The sequence below is a fragment of the Heliorestis acidaminivorans genome, from assembly GCF_008933955.1.
GTDB lineage: Bacteria > Bacillota > Desulfitobacteriia > Heliobacteriales > Heliobacteriaceae > Heliorestis > Heliorestis acidaminivorans.
Genome location: NZ_WBXO01000002.1, coordinates 372516 through 385025, shown reverse-complemented (window position 1 = coordinate 385025; position 12510 = coordinate 372516). Strand labels below are relative to the sequence as shown.

Here is a 12510-nt window from a genome sequence, read left to right as displayed (position 1 = left end):
GTAATAATTTTATTACATGTGTAAGCCTTTTTCAAGTGCTGGCGCTTATTCACTCTGGCGTCAAACTTACTGAATTGATAAACATACTTCTAAGAAACTTTAATCTTGGGGGGAGGGGTGGTCAAGAGATCTTCGTTTTATTGACATCGCCATTCGTGTTTTTTAGCCTTTATTTTGTTTTCGAGAAATTCGATCTAGGAAGAAAATTGAAGCCAAATCACCCTAATGCAGGAGATGAAATCTTTGAACCTATTTTCTAGAAGCACGTTGTATCCCCTTGTTCCGGGTGGCTTCGAAACATTTGCCATTGAGGCTATAACCAGTTATAGTACCTCTGCCAGGCTTTGCGTTGATTAATTATTGATCTGCTACATGGGCCCACGAGATTTCTGGATGTAACAACAGCTCTTTGATAGAAGTCACATCGCGTTGTGTGCGAATAAGCGAGCCAATCAAGCCAGCGCCTCGAATATCTCCCATAAAGAGCAGACCCCGTACTTTACCATGTCGCAAAACAATCTTGCGGTATATCCGTTCTTGAGGGCGATAAGTTTCGAGAACTTGGTCTTCTTTTTCTGTGGCTTCTACTTGTCCTATTGAGATGGTCGGTACTTCGCGAAACTCACAAGCATTTTGCATAGCAATCTGTTGAGCCAAATCCACAGGCCTTCCAGCCATGCAACTGGCGGCCACTTTTCCTTGGATAATGGCATTGGGCCAGATAGGACTTAAGCTTCGTTTTCCTGTCAGTGTATCGATAGATTCTGCCACATCGCCTGCGGCGTAAATATCAGGGTACGTCGTCTCCATTTTTTTGTTAACAAGAATGCCATGGTTTATCTGAATCCCTGGGTTATGCTCTTGTAACAATCCAACAGCAGGCCTTGTTCCTGCGGCCAAAACGATCATGTCAGCTTTTAATCGTTCTCCGTTGGTCAATTGTACGCCTTTGCCGGGTTTACCAAAAAGACGTGCCCAAAATCCAGTAGGGATGATTTCTTGAACACCAATGCCCGTGATGACACGGATCCCTTCACATTCCATATCTGACTTAAGAATTTCTGAAGCTCGCTCATCCATTTGTACGGGGAGCAGTCGAGATGCCATTTCAACAACGGTCACTTCTATCCCTGTTCGATAAAGAGCATAGGCTGTTTCACAACCGACCAAACCGCCACCTAAGACCAAGGCTCGACGCACTTTTTGGGTATAATTACGAATTTGGCGAGCCTCTTCTAAAGAACGAAGGCCAAAAACGCCTTTGCTATCTACACCCTTAATAGGAGGAACGAAATTGACAGAACCCGTTGCAAGTAAGAGTTTGTCATAAGGAACTTTTTCGTTGTTTGAAAGATGGACTTCCTTGGCTTCTCCGTCGATTCTGACAGCCCGAACAGAAAATATCGTTTCTACGTTATGCTTTTCAAAAAAGTCTGCACTCTTAAAAGCAAGGCCATCTTCTTCTATCTCTCCTGCAATATAATCGGAAAGCAAGCACCGAGAGTAAGGGCGTAGGTTTGCTTCTTCTGAAATTACAGTGATTGTGCTTTCTTTATCTAATTTTCGCAATGTCTCAACGGCAGAACTGCCAGCAGCACTTGATCCAATGATAACATATTTCATAGTATATACCGCCTTCCCCAGGCTAGGCTACTTGGCTGGCTGCAGCCTGGCGCTGTTTTGTTTCGGCATATTCGTTTACAGGGCCGTACGTTAAAGCGCCATTGGGACAGCTTTCTACACAAGCAGGAACGGATCGACCAACACAGCCATCACATTTGACGGCAACGGAACGGCCTTCTTTTTCTCGCTGGTTGATAACGCCATAGGGACAAGCCATGACACACATCCAACAGCCAATACAATCGTGACCGGTGTTTTCGTTCTTCACTCGCCCTGACTCTGCATTTTTTTGCATTGCACCAGCCATACAAGCGTTCACGCAAGCGGGCTCATCACAATGCCGACATGTGATAGGGACGGCCTTGCCATGAACGGAGTACACGGCAATTCGACTTGGTTCTCCTGTAAGCAATGCTTCTAAAGGATCACCGGACGGAATATGGGCTGCTGAACAGGCAACGGTACAGCTTAAACAACCGTTACACTTGCTAGCATCAATCATCACTTCTTTGCGCACAAAGACCCTCCTTTTCCTAAACAGAAGTATGGAAAATTAGATTCCCAATCCTTGACGTTTCGTCATGATGTGCGCCTCAATCGCATCGGCGGCTTTGACCATATCGAGCTCAACGAGAACTTTACCGCCTGTGAGTCCTTCTACATCTTGAGTCAGAATTTGTGTCACAAGAGGAGATCCTGTTACAGGAGGTACCGGTCCAAGGTGTGTCAGCAAACCGAAAGCAACAGCAAAGACACCGTCAGCGACTGCTTTTTGTTCTAGATACTCAGGCGCAGAAGCGGCAACAGGAAGTTGACTTGGGTCAACATTCAAAGCATCGGCTAAAGCTGTAACAAGAACCCCGATTCGACCAATGTCAACGCAGGAACCGAAAGATAGGACCGGTGGAATACTTAGTTTTTCACAGACGGCACGTAGTCCCGGACCTGCTTTCGCGGCGCTAACAGGATCTTGCATGCCTTCGATTTGAGCAGCACTTGACATACATCCTGCAGAGATAACAAGGATGTCTTTCTTAATCAGTTCTTCCATGAGTTGCAGGCCAGCGCTGTCATGGCCATTTCGGTTGTTGGTACAACCAACGACGGCAACGGCACCTTTGATGAGGCCTTTTTTAATGACGTCAAGAAGTGGATCGAGAGAACCACCGAGGGCACCTAAGATGGACTCAACACCAAAACCAACGACGCCTTTGGCTTTGTTTTTCGGAATGACAATGTCATTGCCCCGTTTTTTATAGGTTTCAATGGCCATCGTGATCAGTTCTTTGGCTTGTTCGGCCGCTTTTTCTGGTGCATAATCAACGTTTTTATCGACACCAGCCATCCGTAAAATAGAGTCAACAGAGACGAGTTCTGTATGGAAACGGTCGGCCACTTCTTTTAAGCCAGGGATAGAACAGTTCATGTCCATCATGACCAAGTCAATGGCACCCGTTGCAACGATATATTCTTGTGCTAACCAGTTGCCCATTTGAGCACCCATGCCTTTGGCAGAATGACCAGAGCGTTGTAGCAATTCTTGGCCTGTACACATAGAGCCGAGTACATCAATACCTTCTGCGCCGGCTGCTTTGGCCAACTTGATCATTTCAGGAGTTTGGGCTGCTTGCAAAACGGCAGTCGCCATAAGAGGTACATGACCATGCGCTAGAATGTTGACTTTCTTAGGATCAATTTCGCCCAAATCTGCATTGGCCTCACTGATTTGAGGTGTTCCAAGCAGAATGTCTTGTAGGGTAATAGTGCCGACGAGGCCCATGTAACCTGTAGCAATCGCGAGGCGTAGTGTTGTCAACAGAAGATCTACAGGGTCTGTCGTAATGTTGCTCATGGTTTTCGTTAAAGCATCACGAATTTCGGAGTGAACACCACCGGGAATTAGACCGAGTTTTTCCCAAGCTTCGAGACGTGTTTTCGGTGCAAAAATTTTCACCAGTGCCAAGGGATCGTCGCTGCCTTTTCTGAGCTCGTTCAAGATGACATCAGAAAGGGCGATGGCCAATTCTTTGGTAGAGTTGCCTTTGATTCCAACAGCTTTACAAACTTCTTTCAGCTTACCTTCATCGCCAATGGTAAAAGGCGTCTTGCCTTCCGCTGTTGCTTTCAAAGTTTTGGCCACTTCTTCTAGGTGATGAGAATAAGCAGCGGCGCCATGGACTTCGAGCTTCAAAAAATTTCTTGCTACAATTGTATCGGCTGTAGCACCGCAAATTGCTCTTGGAGATTTAGGGGTGATTCGACAGGGACCGTGACTACAAAGTTGACAACAAACGCCTTGCATGCCAAATCCGCATTGCGGTTGTTGTGCGTCATAGCGGTCGAAGATGGTTTTGAGTCCCATATCACGAGTCCGTTCAAGCATCTGATTGGTAGAAGCGTGCGCAGAACGACGAGTCATAGTAAAACCCCCTATTAATATAAGTAATCCAACCAACAAACTTATATTAACACGTTTTTGTGGCTTGTGCATATGTAGATCTTGGCAGCTGCAAAAAAGAAAACATAGAAACTTGGAAACAAAGCATGATAAGTAGAATAAACATCAAATAAAAGTTTAAGCAGGGGGGTATGAGAATGGCAAAAAAACTTTTCTTTGGAAACTACAAAGGTGGCGTAGGAAAGACAACAAGTGTATTTCAGATCGCGACATGGATGGCTACCAAAGGAAGGCGAGTGTTACTTCTTGACCTAGATCCTCAATGCTCTTTAAGCTCACTTTGTACAAAGAATCAGATTCACAATTATACATATAACAGTGTTTTAAATTATGCGATTGAACTCTATTGTCGATTTATAAATAACAATGTGAATGACTTTGATTTATACACTATGAACATTCAAAATCAACAGAAATATATTAAAAATATAATTAGAAACTTAAAAAATAATCTAGACTACATACCTTCATCCTTCAAATTCAAAAATGCAAGATTGAATGATTTAGCATCAAAAATGAGCAAAAATGTATTTTCAATATGTATCATTCCCTTATTGATCCGGGATTTAGAGCTAGAACAGTATGATTACATATTATTTGACTGTCCACCAACAAGTAACACATTGATTCATAGTGTCTTTATGGCTTCCGATTACTACATTATTCCCACGATAGGAGACAACATCAGTGGACACGGAGTTCCTGATTATATAACAGAAATAGAAAATGTCTATGTAAAGTACGCTATGAATGACGAGATTGGCGGCTTAATGCTCACCTCCTTATTTGGTGAAAAGCCTTTATTTATAGGTGTATTTGAAACCATATACAAAGATAGAAGAGGAACAGGAAACATTAACTTAATAAAAGATCTAGATTTAGCGATTGACAAACTTAACATACCATCACTCCTATCAGATGCAAAGTATGGAAAATTTAGATATAACAAACAAAACAGCACCATAGAAACGAAACACATATTTCAGAACTATACAAGACACCTAGTTGACATTGTTCAAAATACTGAAATCACAGTCGGAAATCACCCAGAATACGAGGAAATCACCGATCAGATCATTACAATTACAAGTTGAGGAGAAGAATGAAATAAAATGATGGATGAAAGGGAAAAACTAATTGCTTTAATTACCCAAATCGGAGATTTAAAACGATTAGTAGAATCCTTAGAGAAAGAAATTGACTTTATCCACATTTTTATCAAAGATTACACAAACCACAACGCAAAAAACAAAGAAACCAAATGGATATTACACAATACTGCTTTATATATGAATATATTTAGCATACTAGCGAATCTAAATCTTTCTCGTGATGAAGTGAATAATTTATTAAAGTTCTTAGAAAAAGCTGATCAAAGAAAAAGAACCAGTAAAACGAAAAGTAATAAGAAAAAAACTTTTGAAAATGCGGCCGAAGTAGAAAAGTACTACTTTGAGACATTAAAAAAATACTACACGACAGAAGATGAAACGATAAAAGAGCGAATCTATAAAAGTGTAACAATCAATGAACTTCAAAATATGTATTTCACAATAACTGGTAGCGAAATAAAAATAAAAAATAAAAAACAATTGCTGAATCAGATAAAAAATTTAATCGAGAATCAAAAAAGAGCAATGAGTATGCTCTAATTGAGAACCACAAAACTATTGATTTGAGAGCATGAGTAAAAGTGTGCTTGTTTCATAAGGTAGGCACCAAAGAAGACTATGAAAGCAACTTTAAAGACACACCCTTTGGCAAGCCTCAAAGCTTTATCAAGCTCTTTGATCCTAAGAAGCAGAAAAAAAGCCGTTGGAACATGGTCAAGGGATGATGTTCCAACGGCTTAAGCCATATCACTATTAACGTTCTCGATATTTTCTTTTATTTCAATTTTCATAACTCTATTTGACTTCGTCTCTGTAACTGTAAATCTAATATTCTTATAGTCAAATGATGTGCCTTCCGTTAATGGGCCTTGCATATGAGCCATAAACCATCCACCGATGGTGTAGACGTCTTCCGATTCCAAATATATACCCAAATCCTGCGCTATATCTGCAAGAGAAACTTGTCCATCTACTGAATAATGCCCCGGTTGAAGCTTTATAATGGGTGAATAATCCTGATCATATTCATCTTGTATTTCGCCAACAATTTCCTCAAGAATATCTTCAATCGTAACAAGGCCTGCAGTGCCGGCGTATTCATCTAAGACGATAGCAATCTGAGTTCGTTCTTTCTGCATTTTTTTCATGATATCTATAAGGGGCGTAAACTCATAGACCAAAAGAGGTTTCCTAATGAACTCCAGTAGAGAAGGGTTTCTGCTTTTATCTACGTAAAGATCTAGTAAGTCTTTCGTGTGAATATAACCGACAACATGATCTTTATCGCCCTCGCATACTGGATAGCGCCCATACTTTTCTGATTGAACGATTTTCAGATTTTCTTCAAATGAAAGATTTGTGTATAGGCAGACCATATCGGGTCGAGGAATCATGATTTCCGTAACTACTTTCTCCGTCATCAAAAAAACATTGTTAGTAAAGTCCAGTTCTGTCTGGTTAATCTCACCACTTTGATGGCTTTGCAACATAATCATACGGATCTCTTCTTCCGAGTGACTTTCACTATGCTCCGATATATTGCGAAGTCCCAGGGCACGAACTAAAATTCTTGCCGAGCCATTTAACAGCCAGATAAATGGATACAATGCTTTATAAAATAGGATCAACGGACCCGATAGCCATAAGGTGACTTTCTCTGCTCGTTGAATGGCCAATGTTTTTGGAGCTAACTCTCCTACAACAACATGAAGAAATGAGATAATTGAAAAGCCAATAACAAAAGAGATAGCAGAAATCGTACTTTGCGTTAGTTGTAGCCGTTCTAGAAGAGGATAAAATAAAACAGCGACAGCAGGTTTACCTAACCAGCCGAGTCCTAGTGCTGTTAAAGTGATACCGAGTTGGCAAGCCGATAAGTATTCATCGAGATTACTGGTGACTTTTCTTGCATTTAGTGCTTTTTTGTTGCCCTCATTAATTAATTGTTGAATCCGAGAATCTCTGACTTTCACGACAGCAAACTCAGCCGCTACAAAAAAAGCTGTCGCGGCAATTAGTAAAAACACAAGAAAAAGCTTAAAGCCCACACCTAGCTCAGGCATTTTTCCAACTCCCGAGGTCAATCATTGTACAATAAACAATATTGTTTCTCAGGAACTACGGGAATATGTATTTGAAGAGAATGACGAGAGGGCCAACGACAAAACAATACATGGAAAAGTAAAGGAGCTTACCTTTTTTCATAACACTGATAAACCATTTTAGAGCTAGGTAAGAAGCAATAAAAGAAGATAGTAAAGCGATGATGTAGGGGAGAAGCATTGACGAACTTTCAGTAAGAATATTGCCTAATGTATCAATTTGAAGAATCACTGCACCGATAGCACCTGAACGACTGATTCCAGGAATCAAAGCAACCGATTGAGCCAAACCAATGACAATGGCATCGATGTTTTCATTTCGGAGAGATCCTTAACTATCTTTTGCTGATCTTCGCTCATCTTTCTTTGCATGGAGACAGGCGTCGTCAAACCGTCCCTTTGTGTTAGTAGTGGCAAACGAAACGTCCCCCTGGTTACTTGGTTACTGAAAATGGTTCTTGATTTTAATCAGCTCTGGTAGTCCTTGTTCAAAGGCATCGACTACGTCGGGATCAAAGTGCTTTTCTTTTTCAGACCTAATTAGCTCGAAGGCTTGTTCAACGGACCAGGCTTTCTTGTAGGGCCTTTTACTGGTAAGGGCATCGAAAACGTCTGCTATAGCAACTATCCTGGCAAAGATGTTGATTTCTTGGCCAGACAGTTTTTTGGGATATCCTTGGCCATTCCATTTTTCATGGTGTTGTTCGGCGATTATTTTGGCTATGTTAAGCAACTCCACATCTGATTCCCCAATTATATCTCCACCTATCAGGGCATGGGTAGCCATAATCTCCCATTCCCTGGGGTCAAACTTGCCCGGTTTTTGCAAAACTGCATCGGGTATGCCAATCTTTCCAATGTCGTGCATGGGAGAAGCGTGGAGGATCAATTCCGATTGGTGGGGAGCGAAACCAAACTTCTGGGCAATGAGGTGGCTATAGCGGCTCATGCGCTCAATGTGCAAACCCGTATCGTTATCTTTATATTCTGCGGCATGACCTAATTTCTTAATAATTTGCAACCTTGTGTCGTTAATTTCTTTGGTTTTTGCCGCTACGTCCATCTCTAATGCCTTTTTTTGATCTGACAGTGCGATATGGGTCTTAATTCTTGCTTTTACGATCAAGGGGTTAACAGGCTTATTAATGTAATCAACGGCACCTGATTCAAAGCCTTTTAGTTCATCATTTTCTTGGTCTCGGGTAGTGACGAATATAACGGGGATGTGACTGGTAAAAGGGTTTTTTTTCAGCAAATGGCACACCTCATACCCATCCATCTCGGGCATCATAATGTCCAGCAATATCAGATCGGGGAGAGTTTTTTCGGCCACTTTAAGTGCCATTTTTCCATTAACAGCGGCTTTTACTATGTACTCATCCTTCAATATGCCTGTTAATATATCGATGTTTTCTGCAACATCGTCCACCACCAGCACACAGTACATCAGCACCACCTTCTCTCTCCACATTGATTATTATCTTTTCTAGATTAAGACTTTTCGTCCAACTAGATTAAGACTCTTCGTCCAACTTTGTTCTCAATGTTTCCAAGGCTTCTTCATAGTTGTATTCACGAACATGCTTTTCCATCATTAGCACCGGCTTCTGATAGCCCTTTGTTAGAAGAGTTTCTTTGACTTCAGCTAGAAGTTCTAAAGAGCGAGTGTCGTAACCCTCCAGTAGCTCTTTTAGGGTAGTAAGCTTTGCCGCTAGTACTTCAGGGGAAAGAATTTTCTTGTGCTCTTTTGGCTTGACTCTTCTTTGTGCTTGTGCCAGGGCAGTAATTTCTCTGGCCGTGGTTTCAACTTCTTTGGTCAGTTCTATTAGTAAGTCCCTTGCTCCTGTTCCCGTTTCCTTTTCATCCTTCAGTTTATGCTCCAAGGCAACAGCAATTTCCTCAATCCTGTCAGCACCAATGTTAGCAGACATGCCTTTGAAGGTGTGAAGCTCCCGCGCCGCTTTAGCTATTTCTTTTTTCTCTAGCATTTCTTTTATACTTGCAACGCTCCTTCGACTTTTGTGCTTATATTGTTCCATGATTTCAAGGTACTGTTGATGGTTGCCAGATAGACGGTCTAGAGCCTCCTTCGTATTGATGGAGGGAAGCATTTGATGTACCTTCTCCTCGAAGAGCAAAGTAACTGTTGATGCATCTGCTCCTGCAGAGGCTCTTACTTGCTCATCTTCCTTAACTGCTAATGGAATCTCCCGCTGACCTTCCTTGATCCATTTCTTCAAGGTTTCAAATAGCTCCTTTTTGTCAAAAGGCTTGGGAATAAAATCATTCATGCCCACATCCATGACCATCTGGCGCGTTTCTGGGAGCACATCGGCGGTCAAAGCAATAATAGGAAGATTAGGATCAATACTAGAATCTGCACGAAGTAATTTAGTGGTCTCGATACCGTCCAACAGGGGCATTTGTAGATCCATCAGTACTAGATCGTAAGAATTATTTTTTATCTTTTCGTAGGCTATTTCTCCGTTTTCTGCCATGTCAACGAGGAAACCTTCATTAAAAAGAATTTTCTGGGCAATGAGTCTGTTTAGTGGATTGTCTTCTACCAGCAATATGCTAGCACCCCTGATATGCTTCAACAAAGAGTTCAAGTCGGACTTGTTTTTGAGCTCCCTAGAGCTCTTTACCTTTTCACTTCCCTTAGCAAAAGGTATTCTTAAGTGAAAAGAACTTCCTTTACCGTACTCACTTTCTACCCATATTTCCCCACCCATCATTTCTACAATGGCGCGCGAGATGGTAAGGCCCAAACCAGTTCCGCCGTAATTTCTTGTAGTAGATGTATCAAGTTGGTTGAAAGGTTTGAACAATTCTTCTTGTTTTTCCGCCCTCATACCGATTCCTGTGTCCTTCACAACAAAATGCAGTAATACTTTTTCTTGCTCCTGTTCATGGTCCCGGGTAAGTTCATGGTCAACGTCTACGGACACCAACACAGTTCCCTTTTCGGTGAATTTGATGGCATTGTCAGTGAGGTTAATTAGAACTTGCCCTAATCGCAGTGGATCTCCTTGCAGATTCTCGGGCACTTCTTTTGCTTTGGTCAGAACCAGCTCTAGACCTTTGTCAAAAGCTTTTTTTCTAACAATACCGGAAGTGCTGTCAAGTACCTCATCAAGGTTGAATTCTATTTTTTCAAGGGTCATTTTCCCTGCTTCTATCTTAGAAAAATCTAGTATTTCGTTGATAATTCTCAGCAGGTTTTTGGCCGCAATACCATTTTTTTGAACATAGTCATGTTGCTCTTCCGTCAGTTCTGTTCTTTCTAGTAGCTCATTAAAGCCGATGATGGCGTTCATGGGCGTGCGAATCTCATGGCTCATGTTGGCAAGAAACTCAGATTTGGCCCGATTAGCCACTTCTGCCGCTTCCTTAGCTAAGAGGTTTTCCACGTTGAGGGTAAAGAGTTCTTTTTCTGTTTCAATGCTCGCAAAGGCGTTTGCTAGGATCTGGGCCACCACAGTGAGGCCATGGATCTGGCTCTCCGTCCAGCATATCTGTTCAGTTACGGAATTAAAACTTATAAAGCCGTAGACACGACTCTCTGTGTAGATGGGGACAGAGAGAGCAGATTTTATGGCTACAGACTCCATGATCTGTTGTTCTCTAGATGCTTCAGGGGGCATTTTAGATAGGTCAGGTATGTGGACAATTGATTTTTTTTCTAGGATTTGTTGTTTGTACCATGGTGTACTGTCCACGGGAAAATCAATAAAATGGTTTTGCTTTGGTTCAATGTTTTCTTTGCACCATTCGTGGCTGATAGTAACAGTTCGATAATCTTGGGAAAAAAGAAAAACGTCGCTTCTATCAATTTTAAAAAAGCGGCTAATTTGTTCTAAGGTTCTGTTTATTTTTTCATCAATATTAGTCATACTCGCTGTAACAAAATCACCAGCAATTTGGGCAATCTGTTCTTGTTGTTTGTTTTTTTCCTCAATCTGTACATAGTAGCTGTTCTTTCTTTTTGTCGTTGCATAATCAGATACTACAAATATAGACATAAAAAATATCATAGTGAGAGTTCCATAAAAAGTGTAAATTGGATTTGTAGTCACAAATATTTCCAAAAGACCTGCTATCATAAGCGATAATAATCCAAGTACTACATAGATGACACCATTAACCTTTTTGTAGACTCCCATGGCCAATTGATAAATAAAATATATAAAGAACATAAAAAGAAGATACCTGTAATAGATGGCCAACTGGTAAAAGACATGAAAAGGCAGTAAGAGGGTTACTGCAATTGATAGCAAGGCAAAAACTCTATAAAATATCTCCACAGCTTTTACTCTCTTCACAAATTGAAAGCTATAAAGGAGTTTTCCCGCTATTGGTAATAGAAGAAAAAGAACTATGTAATCTAATTTAGCCATCAAGTGCCAGGGTATAGAAGATATGATCGATGCGCTTAACCCTCTCGTTGTAAATAGTACACGCAGAGCAATTAAGATGCATAATAGAGCAAAATATAAGACCTTTTTATCATCTCTTGAAAAGCTGAACAAGATAAGAAAAAAAAGGCCCATAATAACTATGCTTGTAAAAATAAATACCTGTTCTATATAATTTTTATTTACCCAAGCATCTAAAGCATCAACAGAGCCTATGATAGGACTTACCCAAAAACCACCTCTTACATGATCGTAGTTGGCAATTTCTATAAATATATCAGCTTCACCAAATTCATTCGCTACAAAGGCACTCTTTTGAGCATTCCTGTAAGGAATATAATTGGCCTTGTCTTTTGCCACCACACCATTTTCTATAATTTCATTACCATTAATGATAACCCGATAAGCCATACCTCCATCAGGAAAAGTAATTCCATAGATTTTTCCTGACCCAAGACCTGATAGACTCAGATTATATGTACCGTAACCATAAGCTCTTCCATCATACTTGTCAGAAGCTGTCCATTTATGTGGTACTTTAACATAGGTGCCTAGCGCCAAAGGGTCTGTCTTAATATCCTCTTTGAGCATTTCGGGGTAGTACATCCATTCGCCCTCTAGTTGAATCAAATCATCTTTATTCCAAGTAGATAAATCAAGGTTACCGGCTTGTTGATTTACAGAAGCTTCAATATCTTGAGTTAAAAAGTTCAGAGAAATAAATATAGTAGCAATGAAAAAAAAGGATAGTACGATCAAAATATAGTTTTTATTAGTTCTTAAATTCATAATTTCAC

Annotated in this window: 9 protein-coding genes; 2 read left to right on the top strand and 7 right to left on the bottom strand. The window is 40.8% G+C overall.

Features of this window, described 5'->3' with window-relative positions; genetic code table 11:
- Nucleotides 1-357 precede the first annotated feature (357 nt).
- From F9B85_RS04640 to cooS, 3 genes are read right to left on the bottom strand one after another with little or no spacing between them, the layout of a single operon-like run.
- Nucleotides 358-1623, bottom strand: a complete 1266-nt coding sequence (locus F9B85_RS04640) for an NAD(P)/FAD-dependent oxidoreductase (protein WP_151618992.1) — start codon at nt 1621-1623, stop codon at nt 358-360.
- Between the two features lie 22 nt (nt 1624-1645).
- Nucleotides 1646-2140 carry a 4Fe-4S dicluster domain-containing protein gene (locus tag F9B85_RS04635; RefSeq protein ID WP_151618990.1) on the bottom strand — a complete coding sequence of 165 codons (495 nt, stop codon included), beginning with the start codon at nt 2138-2140 and terminating at the stop codon, nt 1646-1648.
- Between the two features lie 36 nt (nt 2141-2176).
- Nucleotides 2177-4042 carry an anaerobic carbon-monoxide dehydrogenase catalytic subunit gene (gene cooS / locus F9B85_RS04630; RefSeq protein ID WP_170270170.1) on the bottom strand — a complete coding sequence of 622 codons (1866 nt, stop codon included), beginning with the start codon at nt 4040-4042 and terminating at the stop codon, nt 2177-2179.
- Nucleotides 4043-4218: 176 nt separating this feature from the next.
- On the opposite strand from cooS, the gene F9B85_RS04625 reads away from it, so the two are divergent.
- The gene (locus F9B85_RS04625; protein WP_170270168.1) at nt 4219-5175 is read left to right on the top strand and encodes a ParA family protein; all 957 of its coding nucleotides are present in this window, start codon (nt 4219-4221) and stop codon (nt 5173-5175) included.
- Nucleotides 5176-5193: 18 nt separating this feature from the next.
- A complete protein-coding gene (locus F9B85_RS04620; protein WP_151618984.1) occupies nt 5194-5733 on the top strand; it encodes a hypothetical protein in 540 nt (179 codons plus the stop codon).
- A 197-nt stretch (nt 5734-5930) separates the two neighbouring features.
- Here the strand turns inward: F9B85_RS04620 and F9B85_RS04615 are convergent, their stop codons facing one another.
- The 4 genes from F9B85_RS04615 to F9B85_RS04600 all read right to left on the bottom strand — a co-directional run bounded on the left by F9B85_RS04615 (nt 5931) and on the right by F9B85_RS04600 (nt 12502).
- Complete coding sequence (locus F9B85_RS04615; RefSeq protein ID WP_151618982.1) at nt 5931-7256, bottom strand: hemolysin family protein; 1326 nt, start codon at nt 7254-7256, stop codon at nt 5931-5933.
- A gap of 55 nt (nt 7257-7311) precedes the next feature.
- Entirely contained in the window at nt 7312-7584 is a 273-nt protein-coding gene (locus tag F9B85_RS04610) for an undecaprenyl-diphosphate phosphatase (protein WP_170270166.1), read from the bottom strand.
- A 153-nt stretch (nt 7585-7737) separates the two neighbouring features.
- Nucleotides 7738-8742 carry a response regulator gene (locus F9B85_RS04605; protein WP_151618978.1) on the bottom strand — a complete coding sequence of 335 codons (1005 nt, stop codon included), beginning with the start codon at nt 8740-8742 and terminating at the stop codon, nt 7738-7740.
- 67 nt (nt 8743-8809) lie between these two features.
- Entirely contained in the window at nt 8810-12502 is a 3693-nt protein-coding gene (locus F9B85_RS04600; protein WP_151618976.1) for an ATP-binding protein, read from the bottom strand.
- Between the last annotated feature and the right edge of the window lie 8 nt (nt 12503-12510).